Raw genomic sequence first — 20,513 nt, 5'->3', positions numbered from 1 at the left:
CCATGCGCCGACTTTGCATCCACACCATCACCACCAAGCCCTGGACCACCGAAGAGTGCATCTCCCGCTATGCCGCGGCAGGTGTGGGGGGGATCACCTTTTGGCGCTACAATTTGGAGGGTCGGAATCCTGCCGAAGTGGGCCGACAGGCGCGTGAAGCAGGGCTGGACATCGTCAGCCTTTGCCGAGGAGGTTTCTTTCCATCGGCTTCTGCAGAGGGTCGCCGAAAAGCCATTGATGACAATCGCCGCTGCATCGAGGAAGCCCAAGCGCTTGGGGCACCCCTGATCGTTCTGGTGTGTGGGGCCGTTCCAGGTCAGTCATTGGAAGAATCCAGGAAACAGATTGCGGATGGCATTGAGGCGATCTTGCCTGATGCCGAGGCAGCAGGGGTCAAACTGGGTATTGAACCGCTGCATCCCATGTATGCCGATGATCGCAGTGCCGTGAACACAATGCGCCAGGCCAATGACATCTGCGATGCCCTGGGCTCACCTGAGATGCTAGGCATCGCCGCAGATGTGTATCACATCTGGTGGGACCCTGAATTGAAGCACCAGATCGAATTCACTGCCGCACAGAAGCGCCTTTTTGCCTTCCATATCTGCGACTGGAAAACACCCACGATGGATTTCCTCAATGACCGTGGTCTCATGGGCGAAGGCTGCATTCCCATCCGCCAAATTTCGGACTGGGTGGATGCTACGGGATATAAGGGAACGCGTGAGGTCGAAATATTTTCCAACCGTTACTGGGCCATGGATCAAGACGAATGGCTGAAGAAAATCACGGAGGCCTATCATCAACTTTACGTGTGATCGCACGTTGACGCAGCGTTGAGGTGGAAATGAAAATTTTTCGCTCTTTCCTGCATGTTATAGCAGCGTTCTCCCTGGGAGCTATCAACCTCCAGGGAGCCCCCAGCCCCCAGCGCCTGAACGTCGTTTTCATCCTGGCAGATGATCTGGGCTGGGGCGAGCTAGGCAGCTATGGCCAGAAGAAAATTCCCACGCCTCATTTAGATCGTTTAGCTAAAGAAGGCACACGCTTCACCCAACATTACTCAGGAGCTCCCGTCTGTGCCCCATCCCGATGTGTGCTCATGACAGGGAAGCACCTGGGCCATGCTGAAATCCGAGGCAACTTGCCAGTTCAAAAGCACCTGCCTCAGTTCACGGAAGGTCAGTATCCGCTTTCTGATCAAGCAGTGACCATTGCCCAGCTTTTTCAAAAAGCGGGCTACGCCACCGGTGCCATGGGCAAGTGGGGGCTGGGCCCAGTCGGTAGTACGGGTGAGCCTAACAAAAAGGGTTTTGATTTATTTTTCGGGTATAATTGCCAATCGCTTGCACACAGTTTTTATCCTGAATACCTCTGGCGCAACGCAGAGAAAGTACCGCTCAATGCCAAACCCATTCCAGGTCATGGTAAACAGCCCGAAGGTGAAGTCAAAATGGCAGACTGGATCGGCGAAATCTACGCGCCCAAGCTGATGATCCAAGAAGCGGAAAAATTCATCCAGACTCAATCCGCCAAACCGTTTTTCCTCTATCTCGCTTTTATCGAGCCTCATGTCTCCATGCACCCACCGCGTGAATCGGTAGAGCGTTTCCCTGCTGAATGGGACGCCGAGCCGTATCGTGGAGAGAGCGGTTATGTTCCTCATCCACGGCCGCGAGCAGCATATGCAGCCATGATTTCAGACCTCGACAGCTATGTGGGGCGGGTTATGACGGCCTTGGATCAAGCGGGAGTCACAGAAAACACGCTGATCATTTTCACCAGTGACAATGGCACCACTCACCCGCGCTCCACCAAAACCCATTTCCATGTAGGTGGAGTGGATGCAGGGTTTTTCAATAGCACGGCAGGTCTGCGTGGCTACAAAGGCAGCGTGTATGAGGGCGGCATCCGAGTGCCGATGATTGCCCGGCTTCCTGGACGGATCTCTCCAGGCGGTGTGAATGCCACGCCGAGCTACTTTGCCGATTGGTTTCCCACTCTGTGTGAAGCCACTGGTCTGGAAACACCCACAGGACTGGATGGGCAGAGCTTGTGGTCTGCACTCACGAGGGGGAATAAACAAACTCGTAACCGCCCCATGCTCTGGGTCTTCCCCGAGTATGAAGGGCAAGTCGCGGTGCGTCTGGGTGAATTCAAAGGAGTGCGGCAAAGGCTCAAAACGAAGTCTCCAGGACCGTGGGAAATTTATGATCTTGCCCAAGATCCAGGCGAAACGACCGACATCGCCGCCCAGCATTCTGAGTTGATTCAGCAGGCTGAAAGGGTGCTGAAAAGTGAGATGTCTGAGAATGCCTTATTTCCTCTAAAAGTGCCTGGGATTAACTAGAGGTGCAGGTTGATCGCCAGCTCAATTATCCGCCTCCTTCTTGCCCTTGGCTAGTTGAGTCGCCTTTGCTGGATCATACTGAGGGTTTTGAGTCGGCATCTGCGCTCCCACTTTTTTTCTCCATTCAGCTAGGTCAGAACGCAGCTTGGCAGTCTTGGTAGGTTCACTTGCACTCAGGTCTTTCGCTTCGGCTGGATCCGTGTCTAAACGATAGAGTTGAGTCGTCTCCGTTTCGTAAAATTCGATGAGCTTCCAGTCTCCTTGACGAATCGCACTGGCAGGGCTGCTATGATGATAATGTGGGAGATGCCAGTAAAAGGTATCACGTGCGAGGATTGCCTGCGAATCACGCAGGACAGCGGCTAGACTCACGCCATCTTGAGGTTGTGAGTTCAATGACTGAACTTTTCCTAGCTCAATCAATGTCGGGTGGATATCCATGGTAGTGGCAGGTGTCAGGCATTCACTGCCTACTGGAATACGGCCTGGCCAGCGAGCTAGGGCGGGTATGCGAATGCCTCCTTCATATAGAGTCCCCTTCTCTCCTCGCAACGGTCGATTGGATGTCACGACTCGTCCGCTTTGTTCATGCTCGATCCCCCCATTGTCAGACAGAAAAAGGATGAGTGTCTTTTCAGCCAATCCCGCCTGATCCACAGCCTGAACGATACGCCCCACACTTTGATCCAATTCCTCCAGTAGCCCCGCATACATTGGATTGCAGGGATAACCAGTTGTTGGTTTTTTGACCTGATACTTCTGCAGTAACTCTGGTGTGGTGGAGAGAGGGATATGAACAGCGTAGTGAGATAACTGCAAAACGAAGGGGCGCTCACGATGGTCACGAATAAAGGCCTCAGCTCTACTCGTCAAAAAATCGGCCGTTCGCTGCGGCTGCGAGGTGCCGGTGATCTGAGGTGGTTGGGTGTGCCCCTGACATTCCACGACAGTTTGCCACCCCTGATCCTGAGGTCCATACCCAGCCTTGCCTAAATGCCACTTACCAAAGTATCCCGTGGTATAACCAACGCTACGGAGACGCTCTGCATAGGTCTCGACCGCCAGGGGCAAGTGTGACGCAACGACAGGATCCGTCAATTTAGCAAACGGACGCCGATGTCCTGGAATGTGCTGGGTGATGCCAAAACGAGCCTGATCTTGGCCACTTTGTAAATTGGCCCGAGTCGGCGAACAGACAGGACCAGCATAAAACTGGGTAAACCGCATGCCCTCTTTCGCTAAGCGGTCAATGTTCGGCGTTTCGTTGTAATTGTTCCCATAACAACCCAGATCTGCCCAGCCCAGATCATCCGCGAGAATAAGGATAAAGTTAGGGCGATCCGGCTGAGCATAGATCGACCCACCAAACAGCCCCGAGCTGAGCAGAATGAGGAGAAAATGTTTCATGACCATGATGAATTCACCATGAACGAACCACGCCTCCTCACATTTCGCCGAATACCATGCCCGCATGAATTTGCGAAGCTCAAGGATGAAGATGTTTGACCAAAAAATCCATCAGTAAGCGCGATCCAAAGGGTGTCTCCGCAGCTCCATGACCTGCCCCTATGATCGGCATAAACTCGAAGGATTTTCCAGCTTTCTGCAAAGCATGAACCACCTGGAGAGTGCTGGAAGGATCCACATTGTCATCTAACTCTCCTACTACCAAAAGCAGCTTTCCCTGAAGCTTAGCGGCATCTTCGACATTGGAACTACGTTTGTAGCTTTCATCCAGCGGCCAGCCCATCCATTGCTCATTCCACCAGATTTTATCCATGCGATTGTCATGACATCCACAGTCTGCCATGGCCACATGATAGAAGTCATGATGGTCTAACAATGCCCGCATGGCACTCTGTCCTCCTGCACTACCGCCGTAAATACCCACGCGAGTGAGATCCATCCAGGGCCTGGAAGCACCAGCCATTTTAATCCAGGCAATGCGGTCCGGAAAACCTGCGTCCTTCAGATTTTTCCAACAGACTTCATGAAATTTTTTCCCTCGATGATTGGTCCCCAAGCCATCGGCTTGCACGACGATGAATCCAAGTTCCGCGATCCGATGTTGTTTGGAGAGCACTCCAAACGTTTTGGGCACAAAAGCGCTGTGAGGGCCAGCGTAGATTTGCTCCACTACAGGATACTTTTTTGTGGGGTCAAAAAATGAAGGCTTGATGATGATGCCATGTATATCGGTGTGACCATCCCGCCCTTTGGCGACAAAACGCTCCGGCATCTGCCAACCGGTAGCCAGCAATGTCTGAGCGGTAGCCTTTTCTAAAAGACAAACTCGGCTCCCATCCTCGCTCCGCCGAAGCTCGATCACTTGAGGCAAATCGACGCGCGACCATGTATCAATAAAATACCTCTTGTTAGGCGACCACTCAATCTCATGCTGACCATCTCCTTCCGTCAACTGCTTGAATCCTGTGCCATCCAAATGGATGCGGTAGAGGTGCTGGTGGTAGGGATCCTCTTCCTTTCTCAAACCCGAAGCCATGAACCATACCTGCTGGGTCGCCTCATTCACCTCCAGAACCTTTCTTACCACCCATTCCCCCCGAGTGACCTGTTGCTTCACTTGGCCAAGTTGACTGTCATACAACCAGAGGTGACACCACCCATCCCGCTCACTCATCCAAAGCAGTTCATGGCTTTTATCCAACCACTGGCGCCAAGTTTTCTGGGTATGATCCACGAAAGTTTTACTACTTTCCTCCACCACGGTTCGAGCATTTGCTGAGAATGCATCTACCCCGATGATTCTGTAAAGCTGGTGTCCACGCTGGTTGTAGTCGAAATAAAATTCACGGCTGTCGGGAGCCCAACGGATGTCGAAATGATCAGTCTGAATAAAAGGATTCGAAAACAACTCCGTTTGGACAGCCTTGCATGCATGCCCCTCTGGGGTCAGTCTAACAATGACAGGCATGGGTTTAAATAAGTCATCTCCCGCCTTGGAATAAGTGATTTCCTTTCGTTTGGGTTCTACCTGATCTGGGGGCGAGGATTCAATCAGAGTGATGTGACGCTTCGTCACATCCGCTGCACACGAGACAACGAAACAAGAGGAATCTGGAGCCCAGGTAATGCCCCCCTGAAAAGGAAGCGCTGGCTCAAAATTTCTCTTTATTTGCATGGTCTTATTCACACGCTGGTCCTTCAGCATGAGCTGCCCATTTTCCACCCATGCCGACCACTGGCCATTCGGAGCTAGTATCTCGCCTGCTTTCAAATTGGAGGTCACACCTTCATGAGCGGCTGATGGAATGGCATCAATCTCCACTTCTAGAGGCACTATTTTGGCACTGACAACTGCGATCTGCCGACCATCAAGGTCACTCACTAACCAGACGTGATCCACAAAAGTATTTTGACGGAAAGTTTCCCCCGGAGGCAATGCTTTGTAGGAGTGATGCTTTCCACGGGCATCAATCCAGGTCATCCGAACAGGCTTTGAGAGGCGATTGGAAAAGACGATTTTTGTCTCAAGGCCATTCCCTGATGGATGGATTTTTTCCTGACTTTGAGAGGTTTTAAGTGTTTCAAATTCAGGCAAACCGATGCCTTGAAGTGTGGCTGCCGTTCTACGCTCGCCGGTCCTTGCATCTATGCGGACATACTCACTACTTTTGGCGCCAGTTTGAAGCCTATACCAGAAAGTATTTTCATCCAACCAGACCGCCTTGACTTGATTTCGAAATAATTGGTTATCCCATTTCTTTGCAGCGAGCAACGCTTCATCCACACTAGCAGCCTGAAGGAAGAAGGCGGGAAGAATAAAAACAAAGAGAAGGCGGAACATAATGAATGGATGCCAAACAAACGTTCAGCTCTCGCAAACCTTGGGTCTCAATGTCCGCTTGAGCAGTTCTTTAGCGGAAAACCACATCCACCCCCATGGCACTTTTAGAGGCAAATCCAGGAATCCAATGAGGACGACGGGCCGCAATGAAACGGTAGATGAGAGATAGCGCACTGAGAACGACGAGACGATCCACCATCCGATACCCACGCTGACGACGCATTAAAAACTGGATGGCCCATCCAAGATGGCGTGGATTGAGCAATAACGGCTTAAAGTCCGTTTTGACTCGGTAGCGCGCACGCAACCCGCGTTTGCTATATTTAGCTTTGTAATCCGCTTTAGCGGCTAGAATACGCTCTTCAATGTCAGTGACATCCTCAGCAAAGTAGTATTCTCTGGCCAACGCCAAAAGGGCAAAAGTGTCACGCATGTATTCGATATCGGCTACAGGCACACCGGCGCGTTTCGCCAGAGGGATCATGTGATCCAGGTTATCCATGCAGCGCTGGGCGCTGCGCAAGGCCCCATCTGCATCACGAACGAAGTAGCGTAGCAGCTTGCGCAAGCTGTGGCTGACGAACAAGTTCCCCCAATAAACCGTCAGCATCGGAGGGATGCGCACACGACGGAAGAACAGCTTTTGCTGGGCAAACTCCTCGACATAAAGAAGCTCTCGGACGCATTCATCGGAAAGACGAAGAAGCTCCAACAAAGCATCCGAATCCCCCAAGTAACGTTCTCTGGCAAAATCGCGAACGGCATCTTCTACCAGAGCTCCGTCCTTGATCACCCGAATAGTGACATAGGTATTCAGGTCATTCCAGATAGCCTCACGATCTATAAAGGCCAATCTTCGAAACGGCACCCAGCCCCCAGTCTGACACCAGACCATGCAACCGATAACATTTTGGGCCTGCTTAAGCTCACGTGCATAACGCTCATACAACCAACCCGTGAAGCTCGGATATTCTCCACACCCTTCGTATTCTCGCCGCGTCTGTAGCTCCACGATTTTAGCCAAAGGCGTTCGAAAGAAATTTCGATTCAAAGGGAGGTAGCGGAAAAAATCCGTCTCACCGTACTTCATAGACACCACCAGAGCATGGCTGGTGATGTCTTGAAAAGTCTCCGCAAAGGTCCCCCGATGCCACATAAGATCACCGATGGGATAGGCACCCACAGTCCAAGTACGGAAAATCAAACGGCGCTGATGTTTCTCAAAAATGGGCAAGATCTGCTGGAGAAACGCACGTGCATCTGCCGGGGTTTTGATGACGAGTTGGCTTCGAAAATCATCATGCACATCTTTACCGTCCGCCTCGCCGATGCGAACGATAACGCCGGCGACTTCTGGGAAGTCTGTGAAGAATTGATCCAGCAAGCCGCACAGATATTCGTTCACGGTCATCCGTTCATGCTCCAATCGCTGAAGCAAACCTGGAGTGGCTGAGAATACGTCCATGGTCACGTAAACGGAGAGTCCGGCGCATGAAAGTACCTGAAAACAATCTCGCATCTCCAAACGATACCGCGCGATGCGGCGGCGAATCTCGGGCTCAATCCAGGCGTGATCTGCCAGATGCGCCACATCATCCATGGATGCCGCGTTGAATCCCCAACTAGCCGCTTGGCGCGCGATGACATTCAATTCACGGCACACCGTCTCCCACCACGCCGCCCCTTGACGTCCAGCATGATCCCAAGGGATTTTTGACCAATTGATGACACGACGATCATACCCACGAAAAAACGGGCCAATGGTGTCAATGAGGAGCAGTTCAGTCACATGCGTTGCTGGATGCAAAGTAGGGTACGATGCAAAGAATGGTGAGTGACGTTTTAGTCACACCTCTGTTTTTGAGCCCTGGAGGAGCTGCCTTACGACCGAAGGCTAATGCATCATTTCCCGCTGAAAAGCATGCAGGGAATCCGACAAAGTTTGTAGGCGATCCGTGTGGCCAAGGAGGAGTTGTTCGCGTCCATTGGCCTCTGATTGTGCGGGCTGCAGCAGTGGCAGGAAGCGGGCAAAAAGGGCCTCCACATCGCTCTGCACCTGAGTCAACAGCATCTCCCGAAGCTTCATGGTGGAAGTTTCCAATCTGTCCACCAATTGTCCCCGGGTATGGTTCAATGCGGACTGAGTAATGAGCAGAGCAAACCCTACCAGTAGCATCCCACCACCCGCTGAAATAGCCGCACCGATGGGCCCGTCGAAATACCAAGCAGTCCCAACCGCAGCCAGCACTGGCAGGATCAACCAGGGAACCCAGCGCGCCCGTTTACGGGCTTTATTCAGTCCGGGCTCGATGGCTTCATCCAGCTTGAGACTTAGAACAAAGCGACGGATGGTGCTGTCAATGTGAGCAGCGAACAGCCGTCTAAGTTCAGGATCTGCCTCCGTGGGTAAAACCGCATCCGCAGGGAAAAGCGTACCACGCCCTTGGGAATGCAGAAAGCGATCATACTGCAGGCAATCCTCTTCCAGAATGATGCCGACCTGACGCCAACGATCCCCCGTTCGATGCTGCAAATCTTGAAACAATCGATGATCCAGACTTTCTTGTTTGATCTCTTCCTTCTCCTCCGACGGGTCTTTTTTGAAAGCTTGCCGCGTGGCCAGCGCATCATCCGCTAAGCCTGCCACCCGCACACAGGATTCATGATAATCCCTCTCGGTTGCATCCAGAGCAGGCAGGATTTTTTTCAAGGTACGATCCACCTGCATTTCCCGCTCCGTGAGAAACTCCTGGATCAGTGCCGCAGAATGCTGTGCGTGCTGAGCCTGCTGAGTGACGTGATCTCGCAAATTTGTCAAAAGCTGACGCGCTAAACGAACGGTGCTGGAAAGCTTGTTGAGCCGGGAAGCATTGCGCCCGACCAGATTGGAGATGTGATCTTCCAACCCCTGAAATCCACTTTCTGCCATGAGACGCTCACGATCCACACCTGAGCTTCGTGCCAGATAGGCCTTTTTAGCTGAGACTGGAAAGAGTGGAAAATCCTGACCATAACGCTGGCGGGAAAGCTGCCCCATGTAGTCGGTGATGACCTGGATTTCCTCAGGGCTGCGGAGATCACACTGCTGTAGAATGAAGACAACGTGCCGCATCCAGTGCTTGTGCACCTTGTCAAGAAATTGCCAGGCAGAAGCTCCCCAAGGGTTCATCGCACTGAAAACAAAGATCACGAGGTCTGCGATCGGCACGAAACGCTCGGTGATCTCTTGATGCTCATTCTCGATAGAATTGGTCCCGGGAGTATCTACGATGTGAAAATCCCGCAGGATATCATTGGGCACATGGACCTCATCCAGCGTGGGCGTGATGGGCACGATCTGTTGCTGGGGCCCATGTTTGAAAAATAGAATTTTATCCGTCGTTGGCATCACCCCCGTGCGGGAGAAGTCCTGACCGAAAAGCGCATTCAGGAAGGTGGACTTGCCCACATTGACCTCTCCCACCACCACGAAGACAAAAGGCTCCTTGAGACTTGCAATGAGATTCTCAGCAATGGCGATGGACTCCGTATCCCCGCCGAGGTCACGGATGACTTCTGCAAGCGCATGCAAATGCCCGCTCAGGCGAGTGCGCAAATGGAAGTATTCATCACCTATCATGGTTGGGGAATTCAGAATCTGGGAACAAAGGGAAAACAAAAAGTGGCTGGCACCTGCAAGGGTGCAGCCACTCTAGTTCTGAACCCTCAAACTAAAACCCTTAACTCACTGCGGCAATGGCGCTGGATCTTTATCATCCACGGCCATGGCAGGACGGATGACGACACCCACGGGCATATTTGCCTTCTCCATGTTCAGCAACTGGCTGACTGTGACGAATTGATAGCCCTTGGCCAGAAGCTGGTCAAACATCGCTGGCATAGCTTCGATGGTCGGAGGGTGGATGTCATGAGCCAGCATGATTGCGCCTGGATGGGCACCATTAACGAGACGGCTGGTGACCACTGAAACGCCCGGGCGGCGCCAGTCTTGGGGATCCACGGACCACATGATCGTGGAGTATCCAAATTCTGAGAACATCAACTGCTTGATGCGGGTATTGATCGCCCCGTAAGGAGGACGGATGAGGTGAGGGCGATAATTCGCTGCCGCGACCAGGGCATCTTCACTCTGCTGTAGTTCCGTGCGGATTTGGGCATCGGAGCGGCTAGTGAGGCTGGCGTGAGTCCAGGTGTGGTTCGCCACCTCATGCCCTTCGGCGATCATGCGGCGAATGATGTTTGGATAGGTCTTGGCACTGCGACCGATGACGAAGAAAGTGCACTTGATGTTGCGAGCCTTCAGAATGTCCAGAAGCTTCGGCGTCAGAGTGGGGTGTGGACCATCGTCGAAGGTCATAGCTACGACCTTCTCCGTGATGTTCACCTGGGAATAGCCGATTTTGGCCCCCGCAGGCGGCACCGTCGGCATGGTGGAAGGGTTGTTCATCCGCTTCGCCAGTGGATTGTCCAGAAGGATCGGATCCGGAGCAGCAATGGCGGCTTTACGAACTTCGGCAAGGTCTTCCGGCTTTTTGTCGGTAGAACTGCAGCCTGCGCTGCCCATGAGGATGCCTAGCCAGATACTGAGGTACATGCGTTGAGAAATCACGGCGGCGAGATTAGTTCAGTGCGCCATTTAGGAAAGCATGAAGTTTGTGGAAATTGAACATTGATGGTACTTTCCAGCGCAGCTAAGCACAAATCCAGGCTAAAAAACAGGGCATCCCCCTGGAGGTGATGCCCTGCGGAAATTTGCTTTTCTAGACCTGCGGCTACTTTTTCAAGGCGTCCAACTCACTCAGTTGCAGTCTCACACTCATGATGTAGGGCATTTCCCCTTCCGTCCAATGTCCGTAGGTGGTGGTAACGACGGTATCATCAGGTAAGACCTCCACCCCCGGGTAAGCGCAGTCATAGCCTTTGGTATTGTCCATCAAACGGACGTGATATTGCCCCGGCTTACCTTGGGCGAGATCTTCATAGCGCCCCACCCAGGCGACCCAATCGCCCAAAAATGGCGTCGTTTTACCCTTGGGGGCTACGCTGCGAAAGGAAATGAATAGGCGGCCATCCGCAGTGTATTTGGCCGTATGACGATCTCCATTCAGCGAATCTGGAAGTTCACGAGGTGCTGTCCATGTCTGCCCCTCATCACGGCTAAAGATGATGTGAGAGTTCTTCTTCCGGGCGTTTTCCCGCAACAGTACGGCAATCTCCTGGCCATCAGGGGAACGAATGAACCCCGGTTCACACAGATTGACCTCACTGCTCTGGAAAACCGGCTCCGGCTTGCCCCAGCTCAGGCCACCATCTTCGGACAAGACTTTGTAGAGAATAAACAATGGCGGCTTTGAGTGGGTGTTTGTGGTACTGAAATAGCGCCCATCATCATGAAACATCGCCATGTAATGGCCGGGCGTCTTAAGCGGTTCTGTAAAGCCCATGACCACAATGCCGCCCCAGTCCCCCGCGGGTTTGAGCGAACTCCAGTTTGCACCGTCGTCTTCACTCACGGCGAGACGCGCCGGGTACAGCCCGCTCCACATGATGAGACGTTTTTTTCCCGCAGCATTCACTACCCGATGCAGCGTAGGCACCTCCCGAGAAGTAGCCCAGTTTTCAGGCGTCGGCAGGCGGTCACTCCAAGTCAGGCCACCATCTAGGCTGCGCTTGTAAACAATGCCGCCTTTTCCATGACCTTTGGGATACACACAGAGCATCGTCTTACCATCCTCTAACAGCACCGTCGTTGGGTGCCCCAAGTATTGGCCAGCCTCTCGGTCCACCTGTACTTGGCGGGCGGTCTCCTGAGATAAATCCAGGGCAGGAACGGGAAAGGATATTTCCTGGGCATTCGCTAGTGCGATGAACGATAAAAATGAAATGATTTTATGCATTGTTTGTTAGGTTTAAATTTCAGTAACCAACGGCGAAACGATTCGGATTAAAATGCTCAAAGTCGGAATTCAGTGCTCAGAAGCCCCATTGCATCCAGATCAGCCGCCAGCGCTTTCTCTTGCGCGGCATCCAGATTGGTATGAGGCAAACGTGCAGGCCCCACATCCACCCCTAAAATCTTCATCACCGCTTTCGCCGCCCCCATGTAACCGACAGAAGCTAATCGAGCGACCAATTCAACAGAGCGCCGCTGCTCCCGCCGAGCCGACTCGAAATCGTTTTCTGCAAACGCACGAAGGATGTGCAAATAAAGAGGGGCGGCAAAATTGTAGGTACTCCCCACCGCCCCCGTAGCCCCAAGAGCCAACCCCGCCAACAAGCACTCATCAGTGCCCCAAAGGATGGAGAATGCACCTTCAGTATGGTAAAGGCACTGTTGAAACATCATGCCGTCAGGATTGGTAAACTTAATCCCAGCAAGCGTGGGCAGACGCTCCACACCTTGAGATAAGAACTCAGGCATGGAGAGAGAAATGCCTGTAAATGAAGGAATATCATAAAGGAAAAAGGGCAGCTCAGGAGCGGCTGTCGTGATCTGCGCACAGCAATCCACCAAGGATGAAACCGAGCGTGGCTTGAAATAACTGGGCGCCAGTGCGCTGATAGCATCCGCACCTAAATCTTGCGCCTGAGCCGCTAGTGTGGCGACGTCTCCCAGGCAGTTTGCCCCCACATGCACCACCACTTTTAAAGCTGTGCCTTTGGTCACCTCCATCCAGCGCTCAGCCAAGGCCTGACGTTCTGCTAGACTCAAAGAATGGCTCTCACCCGTAGTGCCCCCAATGAATGCCCGCCCCACTCCCGTGTGCAAAAGATGAGCTGCCTGCTTTTCCACCGCAGAAAGGTTCAAAGAGCCGTCAGCATGAAACGGGGTGTGGGTGGCAGCAACAAGACCTGTGATGGGATGTGAAAGCATGGCGTTGGATATAACGCCAAATTCGGTCCCAATGAGTCAGCTGATCACCTGTTCTTTTTTAGAATGGGTTAAACAGCCTTTGGCTCCTGCAGGAGCTGGACACAGTACGCCAGCATCCGAGGCAGGTGAAAGGGCCCTTTGAACATATTGCCTTTAGCTCGTTGAGAAACACTGCCGTCACGGTGCAGATAACCATACCATTCGCCATATTCAGCATCCGCAAAATGGGCAAAGCTCCAGTCGTGCACCTGCTGGTGCATGGCAGCGTACTTCGCATCTCCCGTCACCTCGTAGGCTAACAAAGTGGCGATGATGGCCTCGTTATGCGGCCACCAGAATTTCATGTCATGCCAATATTCTTGCACAGGCTTGTCATAGACATCCCGGTAGTAAAACAGTCCCCCCATGCCTTCATCCCACCCGCGCTTCCACATGCAATCCAGAATCCTCAGACCTAACTGAATGTAACTTTTTTCCCCACGCATTTTTCCTTCATGCAGGATGAACCACGCACACTCAATGGCATGGCCGGGGTTGAGAATGCGTCCATCCAGGTGATCTAAAATGCTGCCATCTGGAGCAACTGTCTCCAACAACACCTCTAGCTCCGGCTTGTAAAACAAACGTTGAATATCCAGGATGAAGAGGTCAATCCACTCCGTCAAACTGCGCCCACCTACTTCCTTATGGCCCAAGTTTAATCTCAATTCTTGAGCCGTGACAATTCCGATCATGAGAGCTCCAATGCCGACCATGGTACGAGTATTCGAGTCCACTTTGGGCATCATATACCCCGGTTCAAAAGAGTGACGGAGGTAGAAAGAAAAGTCCCTCAGAGCCGCTTCGGCATAATGAGCATCACCACTGGCCTTAAAATACGCCGCGTGTGCGATGCTGGCAAAAGCTTCACTGTAAGCGTAACGACGCATCCGTAGTGGTTTGCCCTCGCGCGTGACGGTGAAGAAAAGCTTCCCATCCGTGGCATAACCATGCTTCTCCAAAAAAGCTAAGCAGGATCCCGCTGCATCGAAGTAGGCTCGATCAGGCCGGATCGTATTAAAAAGCGTAGCAAACATCCAGCCTGCACGCCCCTGAAACCAGATGCTTTTGTCCGTATCCAGCAGGCTGCCATCGCGATCCAGCGCTGTCATGATGCCGTCATGCTCTGCATCCATGGCATGCGTTAACCAGAATGGCATCACATCTTTGAGCAGCGTGTCTTGATAGAAAGCGGCCAATGCACGGCGGCCTTCTGGATGGATGAGTGGATTCATGAGAAGCGGGAAAATAAGCACAGCATTCCAGAATTCCTTCCGAGAAAGCGGCTGTCTTATCTGAGAACATCGTTACAGATGTGACTAGCGGTCTGGCCAGGATTGCTCTTTGATGCATTCGATTTATTTCTCATGTCCTCTGCCCTGCCATATTCAAATGCCCTCGTCATTGGAGCCGGAAGCTGGGGGACGGCGCTCACCGCCGTCCTGGCAGAACGTGGGATGCAGGTGCAGTTCTGGGGACGTGATCATGGTCTCATGGATGAGATCCAGAACACCCGGAGAAATTCCCGTTATTTACCGGGTTTGGTCCTGCCAGCCAGCATTCAGGCCACTGCCAAGTTGGAAGAGCTACGCCCTGCGGATCTCGTCGTCTTTGTAGTTCCCTCCAAAGCCGTGCGCGAAACTGCTCATAGCATGGCTGCCCTGTCAGAGCTCCAGACTGCAAAGGTTATCATTTCGTGTGCCAAGGGCATTGAGCTCAACAGCGGTAAACGGCTCACCCAGATTCTGTCAGAATCTTTCCCCCACACTGCCCTGGCGGTTCTGACAGGGCCCAACCATGCCGAGGAAGTTTCTCAACGCATGGCCACCGCTGCAGTCGTTGCGTGTGAAAAAGAAAACATCGCACGCGAGGTTCAGACTTGTTTCACCCTGCCCTGGTTTCGCACCTACACCAGCGATGACGTAGCGGGAGTGGAATGGGCCGGAGCCATGAAAAACCCCTATGCCATCGCCGCAGGCATCGCGCTCGGATTGAAGCTGGGAGATAATGCCATCGCCGCCCTGGTCACTCGGGCCCTGGCAGAAATGGTGCGCATGGGCGTAGCCATGGGAGGCCGGCCCGAATCCTTCATGGGGCTTGGCGGCGTGGGCGACCTGATGGCCACTTGCTATTCCCAGCACAGCCGCAATCACCGGGTGGGCCGTCTCATCGGTGAAGGTATGCCCCTCCAGGAAATCATGTCCAGCACCCGCATGGTGGCCGAGGGTGTGCCCAATACCGCCAGTCTGCATGGAGCCGCTAAAGCCAAAGGCGTGCGCACCCCCCTGCTGGATGAGATCTACTCCATGCTCTATGAGGCCAAACCGGCCAAAGAAGCCATGCGCGCACTCCTTTCCCGCGATCCACGGGCGGAAACGGAGTAATCAGGCCGTATAAGCCCCTGTTGCATTCGCGCCCTAAATGACAATATAAAGGAATCCAATCCTTCATCATGGAATAATTCCCCTTGCCATTTTACCGGATTTACTTCCAATATACCGCCACCCATGAAAGCGCTCGTCAAAGCTCACGCGGAACGCGGCCTCTGGCTGCAGGATGTCCCGGAACCCGAAGTCGGCATCAACGATGTCCTGATCAAAGTCCGCAAAACGGGCATCTGCGGTACGGATCTGCACATTTATAAATGGGATGCCTGGGCCCAGAAAACCATCCCGGTGCCGATGGTGGTGGGGCACGAATTTGTGGGCGAAGTGGTAAGTGTGGGAGCGAACGTCAGCGACTTTCATCCAGGAGAAATCGTTAGCGCTGAAGGTCATGTGGTTTGTGGCCGCTGTCGCAACTGCCTCGCAGGCCGCCGCCATCTATGCAAGGACACCGTGGGCATCGGCGTTAATCGCACAGGGGCTTTTGCCGAATTCATCAGCGTGCCGATGACGAATGTGTGGCATCATCGCGAAGGTGTGGATGAGGAGGTAGCCTCCATCTTCGATCCCTTTGGCAATGCGGTACACACAGCACTGGCCTTTGAGTGCCTCGGTGAAGACGTGCTGATCACTGGCGCGGGGCCTATCGGCATCATGGCCATCCCTGTGGTCAAGCATGCAGGCGCACGCCACGTCGTCATCACCGATGTCAACGAGTACCGCCTGGACCTCGCACGCCAGATGGGCGCGACCCTGGCCGTGAATGTGCAGACGCAAAACCTGACCGATGTACAAAAACAGCTTGGGATGAAGGAAGGCTTCGATGTCGGGCTGGAGATGAGTGGCAATGCCTCCGCCTTTCACAGCATGATTGATAATATGTGCCACGGCGGCAAGATCGCCATGCTGGGCATTCCCTCCGGGCCCATGGCCATTGACTGGAACAAGGTCATCTTCAACATGCTGACCCTCAAAGGCATCTATGGACGTGAGATGTATGAGACCTGGTATCAGATGAGTGTCATGCTGGAGTGTGGACTGAATTTGAAACCTGTCATCACTCACCGTTTCCACTACACGGACTTTGAACAAGGCTTTGCCGCCATGGAGTCCGGCCACTGTGGCAAGGTAGTCCTCGACTGGACCACCTAACTCGATCCCCCCTTCCCCTGCTTTTATGAAAGCCTATTCCCCTTTCCAAGCTCATCTCGCCAGCCAGTTGGAAGCCGTCAGCGAAGCTGGCACCTACAAGCGTGAACGCACCCTGACGACGCCCCAAGGCACGCTTGTCCGCGCCAATGGTGGCAAACCCGTCATCAATCTCTGTGCCAACAACTACCTTGGCCTAGCCCAGCATAGCAAGGTGCGTCAAGCCGCCCATGAAGCCCTGGAACATTGGGGTTACGGCCTGGCCAGCGTGCGCTTCATCTGCGGCACGCAAAGCGTACACAAGGAGTTGGAATCCAGCCTGAGCGATTTCCTGGGAACGGAGGACACCATCCTCTACAGCTCCTGCTTTGATGCAAATGGAGGTTTATTTGAAACCTTGTTAGGCCCTGAGGACGCCATCATCAGCGATGAACTGAACCACGCTTCCATCATTGATGGCATCCGCCTCTGCAAGGCACAGCGCTACCGTTACCGGAACAATGACATGGCCGATCTGGAAACCCAGCTCCAAGAAGCCAGTGCCAAAGGTGCACGTTTCAAGCTAATCGCCACAGATGGTGTGTTTTCCATGGATGGATACATTGCCAATCTGAAGGCCATCTGCGACCTGGCCGACCAATACGGAGCCCTCGTCATGGTGGATGATTCCCACGCCGTTGGCTTCATGGGCAAGCAGGGACGCGGCACCCATGAACACTGCGATGTCATGGGCCGGGTGGACATTCTGACAGGCACCCTGGGCAAGGCCCTGGGAGGTGCCAGCGGAGGCTACACCAGTGGTCGCAAAGAGATCATCGAATGGCTGCGCCAGCGATCACGCCCCTACCTCTTTTCCAATACCCTCGCCCCCACCATCGCCGGGGCTTCCATTGCTGCGCTGGACTTGCTCAACAAGTCCACCCAGCTTCGCGACACACTGGAAGCCAACACCCGCTTTTTCCGGCAGGAAATGACGGCAGCCGGATTCAATCTCCTGCCCGGGGAACATCCTATCGTCCCCATCATGCTCGGGGATGCTTCGCTGGCTGCCAAATTCGCCGAAGCCATGCTCGTTCGGGGTGTCTATGTCATCGGCTTCAGCTACCCGGTTGTGCCGCAAGGAAAAGCGCGCATCCGCACCCAGATCAGTGCAGCCCACACGAGGGACGAACTGGACTGGGCCGTACAAGCCTTTGTCGAAGTGAAAAAAGAACTGGGTCTGTGAAAGCCATCCTCCTTTGGGTTTTCCGACGTTTGTTTGTATCAAACATCGTTTGTCTGACGATTTCTCAGCCACCTACCTGGCATGAATATGCAGCCTGTTCGCTCACTCCTTTGTTTCCTAACTCTCTTTTCGTTAGGCTCGCAGCTACAGGCCCATGGACCTGGTAAGGACAGCGACTTTGAAGGCCGCAGGGTCCTGTTCATTGGCATGGACGGCTGCCGGGCGGATGCCATCGCAGCAGCCATGGAAAAAGGTCTCGCACCTCACCTTAAATCTCTGGCCACCGATCCTCAAGGTCTGCACAGCAGGCAGGTTTATGCAGGCGGCGAATTAGGACAGGTCACCCACCAGCCCACCGTCAGCGGTCCAGGCTGGTCCAGCCTGCTGAGCGGTGTGTGGATGGACAAGCACCGCGTCAAAGACAACCGTTTCTTCGGTGCACGCTTTCAGGCTCACGGGCATTTCATGCGCCACATCAAGAAGGTGAAACCCACCTCCTGGTGCGCCTCCTTTGCTGACTGGAAACCCATCCATGACATGATCGCCGATGGCTCCCGGGTGAATGGGCAAGAGTTTTTGGACGTCAAGTTCACCCTCGAATCCCATGCCGAACAGTACGTGGCCCATGATGAATCCATGCGCGATCAGGCAGTGCAAACGCTGCGCACCCAGAACCCCGACGTGATGTTTGTGTACTTTGGCCAGGTGGATGAAGTGGGCCATGCCGCCAGTGACAAACGTGGAAGCTTCTCGCCAGAGAATGAATGGTATCTGAAGGCCATTTCGACTGTGGATGCCCACATCGGCAGTCTCATTGCAGCCATGAGTGCGAGGCCAAATTTTAACGAAGAAGATTGGCTGGTGATCATCACCACCGATCATGGCGGCACGGGCACCAAGCATGGCGGAGACACCGATGAAGAACGAAAGATCTGGCTCATCGCCCACGGGAAGGAACTGCCCAAAGACAAGCTACTCAATACGCCAGTGCCGCAGACAGCGATCGTCCCGCTGATCTACGATCACTTGAGAATCTCCGCACCGCTCCCAATCGAGCCCTGATTTCCCAAAGACTAAATCTTTTCTCCCGCGATATTTCGGGCGCATCCCTGCGTTTATCACGCTCCATGATTCGCCGAATTCTTCCCATCTTTGCCCTGGCCTGCCTGAGTGCAGCAGCGGCTGAAACCAGCAAGCCTAACATCCTATTCATCATGGCCGATGACGTCGGTTATGGGGACCTCGGCTGTTATGGAGCCAAGCTGGTGAAGACACCGACGCTGGACAAACTGGCCGCGCAGGGCTGCCGCTTTACCGATGCCCACTCCCCCGCTGCCACCTGCACCCCCACACGTCGTGCTTTTCTGACGGGCACCTACTCCTGGCGGCAGCAACCAGGATCCAGCATCGCCCCTGGCGACGCCGCGATCACCATTGAGCCTGGCACCGTCACCGTGGCCTCCTTGCTGAAGCAGGCGGGCTACCGCACCGGCATCGTCGGCAAATGGCATCTGGGACTGGGCGGTGAAGGCGGGCCGGACTGGAATGGCGACATCAAACCCAGCCCTCTCGACCTGGGTTTTGACTCCTCCTTCATCATGGCCGCCACCGGCGACCGTGTGCCCACCGTGTATGTGGACCAACGCCGCATCGTAGGCCTGGACCCTGCCGATCCCATCAGCGTCAGCTACAAAGCCAAAGTCGGCACCGAGCCAACAGGCCAGGAGAACCCGGACCTGCTGAAGCTGAAACATACTCACGGGCACGACATGACCATCGTGAATGGGGTGGGTCGCATCGGCTGGATGACTGGAGGCAAGGCCGCACGCTGGCGCGATGAGGACATGGCCGATACCTTCGCCAAACAAGCCGTCAAATTCATCGAGGAAAGCACCCAAGAGCCGTTCTTCCTTTTCTTCGCCACTCATGGCATTCACGTGCCGCGTGTGCCTAACGAACGATTCGTTGGCAGCAGCACTCTGGGTGCCCGTGGTGATGCCATTCACGAATTGGACGACACCGTTTCCCAGGTCTTGGCCGCTTTGGAAAAACGCGGCATCGCCGACAATACCCTCGTCATCTTCACCAGCGACAATGGCGGTGTCTGGGATGACGGTTATGAGGATCATGGCCCCGCCGATGTCCATGCCATGAACGGAGCCCTGCGCGGCACCAAAGGCACCCTCTTTGAGGGCGGCCATCGCGTGCCCTTCATTGCCCGCTGGCCGGGTAAAATCAAGGCTGGCAGTGAGAACAAAGCCCTCATCGCCCATGTGGACATGCCCGCCACGCTGGCCAGCCTAACAGGCATCAACCTGCCTGCTGACGCCGCCCCGGACAGCTTCAATGTCCTCCCTGCCCTACTGGGTGAAAGCCAGACTGCCCGTGAGCATGCCATCTTCCACGTCGGAGGCACCAAAACACCGCTCACCCTGCGCCACGGAAACTGGAAATTCATGGAGGCAGGCAAAGGTGGCTATGGCAAAGCAGCCGCCAAAAAAGACAGCGGCGGCAATCGAGTCCAACTCTATGATCTGAGCCAGGATCCTGCCGAACAAAACAACCTCGCTGAAAAGCTGCCTGAGAAGGTCCAGGAATTCGGCGATTTTCTACGCAAAGCTCGCGAAGCCGGGCGCACTCGCCCTTGATCTGCAAGTCTAGTTTTCAGATGTGGTTTGACGGCA

At 54.0% G+C, this 20,513-nt stretch carries 15 protein-coding genes; 7 read left to right on the top strand and 8 right to left on the bottom strand.

Going from position 1 to position 20,513, the window contains the following annotated elements; genetic code table 11:
• The first annotated feature begins 2 nt into the window (after positions 1-2).
• Both HNQ64_RS11655 and HNQ64_RS11650 read left to right on the top strand, forming a co-directional pair.
• A complete protein-coding gene (locus tag HNQ64_RS11655) occupies positions 3-818 on the top strand; it encodes a sugar phosphate isomerase/epimerase family protein (RefSeq protein ID WP_184208701.1) in 816 nt (271 codons plus the stop codon).
• A 29-nt stretch (positions 819-847) separates the two neighbouring features.
• Positions 848-2,350, top strand: coding sequence for an arylsulfatase (locus tag HNQ64_RS11650; protein WP_184208699.1), 1,503 nt, complete (start codon positions 848-850; stop codon positions 2,348-2,350).
• 21 nt (positions 2,351-2,371) lie between these two features.
• Here HNQ64_RS11650 and HNQ64_RS11645 read toward each other — a convergent pair whose 3' ends face one another.
• From HNQ64_RS11645 to HNQ64_RS11610, 8 genes are all read right to left on the bottom strand, one after another.
• Complete coding sequence (locus HNQ64_RS11645) at positions 2,372-3,757, bottom strand: sulfatase (RefSeq protein ID WP_184208697.1); 1,386 nt, start codon at positions 3,755-3,757, stop codon at positions 2,372-2,374.
• Between the two features lie 79 nt (positions 3,758-3,836).
• Positions 3,837-6,158: a prolyl oligopeptidase family serine peptidase gene (locus HNQ64_RS11640; RefSeq protein WP_184208695.1), complete on the bottom strand. Its 2,322-nt coding sequence runs from the start codon at positions 6,156-6,158 to the stop codon at positions 3,837-3,839.
• Between the two features lie 70 nt (positions 6,159-6,228).
• Complete coding sequence (locus HNQ64_RS11635) at positions 6,229-7,947, bottom strand: hypothetical protein (protein WP_184208693.1); 1,719 nt, start codon at positions 7,945-7,947, stop codon at positions 6,229-6,231.
• Between the two features lie 105 nt (positions 7,948-8,052).
• On the bottom strand, positions 8,053-9,777 hold the full coding sequence (locus tag HNQ64_RS11630; protein WP_184208691.1) for a dynamin family protein: 1,725 nt from the start codon (positions 9,775-9,777) through the stop codon (positions 8,053-8,055).
• Between the two features lie 105 nt (positions 9,778-9,882).
• Entirely contained in the window at positions 9,883-10,767 is an 885-nt protein-coding gene (locus tag HNQ64_RS11625) for a polysaccharide deacetylase family protein (protein ID WP_221305424.1), read from the bottom strand.
• Between the two features lie 163 nt (positions 10,768-10,930).
• Positions 10,931-12,055: a sialidase family protein gene (locus HNQ64_RS11620; protein ID WP_184208687.1), complete on the bottom strand. Its 1,125-nt coding sequence runs from the start codon at positions 12,053-12,055 to the stop codon at positions 10,931-10,933.
• Positions 12,056-12,111: 56 nt separating this feature from the next.
• Positions 12,112-13,032 (bottom strand): dihydrodipicolinate synthase family protein, encoded by a 921-nt coding sequence (locus tag HNQ64_RS11615; RefSeq protein WP_184208685.1) that lies wholly within the window; start codon positions 13,030-13,032, stop codon positions 12,112-12,114.
• Positions 13,033-13,100: 68 nt separating this feature from the next.
• The gene (locus tag HNQ64_RS11610; RefSeq protein ID WP_184208683.1) at positions 13,101-14,306 is read right to left on the bottom strand and encodes an AGE family epimerase/isomerase; all 1,206 of its coding nucleotides are present in this window, start codon (positions 14,304-14,306) and stop codon (positions 13,101-13,103) included.
• A gap of 132 nt (positions 14,307-14,438) precedes the next feature.
• Here HNQ64_RS11610 and HNQ64_RS11605 point away from each other — a divergent pair, with 132 nt between their 5' ends.
• The 5 genes from HNQ64_RS11605 (at position 14,439) to HNQ64_RS11585 (ending at position 20,477) form a co-directional block, all read left to right on the top strand.
• Positions 14,439-15,455 carry an NAD(P)H-dependent glycerol-3-phosphate dehydrogenase gene (locus HNQ64_RS11605; protein ID WP_184208681.1) on the top strand — a complete coding sequence of 339 codons (1,017 nt, stop codon included), beginning with the start codon at positions 14,439-14,441 and terminating at the stop codon, positions 15,453-15,455.
• A gap of 123 nt (positions 15,456-15,578) precedes the next feature.
• On the top strand, positions 15,579-16,607 hold the full coding sequence (tdh, locus tag HNQ64_RS11600) for an L-threonine 3-dehydrogenase (RefSeq protein WP_184208679.1): 1,029 nt from the start codon (positions 15,579-15,581) through the stop codon (positions 16,605-16,607).
• A gap of 25 nt (positions 16,608-16,632) precedes the next feature.
• A complete protein-coding gene (locus HNQ64_RS11595; protein ID WP_184208677.1) occupies positions 16,633-17,829 on the top strand; it encodes a glycine C-acetyltransferase in 1,197 nt (398 codons plus the stop codon).
• Positions 17,830-17,910: 81 nt separating this feature from the next.
• The gene (locus tag HNQ64_RS11590) at positions 17,911-18,891 is read left to right on the top strand and encodes an alkaline phosphatase family protein (RefSeq protein WP_184208675.1); all 981 of its coding nucleotides are present in this window, start codon (positions 17,911-17,913) and stop codon (positions 18,889-18,891) included.
• Positions 18,892-18,956: 65 nt separating this feature from the next.
• The gene (locus HNQ64_RS11585) at positions 18,957-20,477 is read left to right on the top strand and encodes a sulfatase family protein (protein WP_184208673.1); all 1,521 of its coding nucleotides are present in this window, start codon (positions 18,957-18,959) and stop codon (positions 20,475-20,477) included.
• The last annotated feature ends 36 nt before the right edge of the window (positions 20,478-20,513 follow it).

The sequence above is a fragment of the Prosthecobacter dejongeii genome, assembly GCF_014203045.1.
GTDB classification, from domain to species: domain Bacteria; phylum Verrucomicrobiota; class Verrucomicrobiia; order Verrucomicrobiales; family Verrucomicrobiaceae; genus Prosthecobacter; species Prosthecobacter dejongeii.
Note: the sequence above shows the minus strand (reverse complement) of the source record. Positions and strands in the feature narration are given on the sequence as shown.

Excerpts from the sequence above, each read along its gene's own strand:
- HNQ64_RS11595 (WP_184208677.1), top strand. The coding sequence starts at position 16,633 with ATGAAAGCCTATTCCCCTTTCCAAGCTCATCTCGCCAGCCAGTTGGAA.
- HNQ64_RS11615 (WP_184208685.1), bottom strand. The coding sequence starts at position 13,032 with ATGCTTTCACATCCCATCACAGGTCTTGTTGCTGCCACCCACACCCCG.
- HNQ64_RS11650 (WP_184208699.1), top strand. The coding sequence starts at position 848 with ATGAAAATTTTTCGCTCTTTCCTGCATGTTATAGCAGCGTTCTCCCTG.
- HNQ64_RS11610 (WP_184208683.1), bottom strand. The coding sequence starts at position 14,306 with ATGAATCCACTCATCCATCCAGAAGGCCGCCGTGCATTGGCCGCTTTC.
- HNQ64_RS11605 (WP_184208681.1), top strand. The coding sequence starts at position 14,439 with ATGTCCTCTGCCCTGCCATATTCAAATGCCCTCGTCATTGGAGCCGGA.
- HNQ64_RS11585 (WP_184208673.1), top strand. The coding sequence starts at position 18,957 with ATGATTCGCCGAATTCTTCCCATCTTTGCCCTGGCCTGCCTGAGTGCA.
- HNQ64_RS11590 (WP_184208675.1), top strand. The coding sequence starts at position 17,911 with ATGAATATGCAGCCTGTTCGCTCACTCCTTTGTTTCCTAACTCTCTTT.
- HNQ64_RS11645 (WP_184208697.1), bottom strand. The coding sequence starts at position 3,757 with ATGAAACATTTTCTCCTCATTCTGCTCAGCTCGGGGCTGTTTGGTGGG.
- HNQ64_RS11630 (WP_184208691.1), bottom strand. The coding sequence starts at position 9,777 with ATGATAGGTGATGAATACTTCCATTTGCGCACTCGCCTGAGCGGGCAT.
- HNQ64_RS11655 (WP_184208701.1), top strand. The coding sequence starts at position 3 with ATGCGCCGACTTTGCATCCACACCATCACCACCAAGCCCTGGACCACC.
- tdh (WP_184208679.1), top strand. The coding sequence starts at position 15,579 with ATGAAAGCGCTCGTCAAAGCTCACGCGGAACGCGGCCTCTGGCTGCAG.
- HNQ64_RS11620 (WP_184208687.1), bottom strand. The coding sequence starts at position 12,055 with ATGCATAAAATCATTTCATTTTTATCGTTCATCGCACTAGCGAATGCC.
- HNQ64_RS11640 (WP_184208695.1), bottom strand. The coding sequence starts at position 6,158 with ATGTTCCGCCTTCTCTTTGTTTTTATTCTTCCCGCCTTCTTCCTTCAG.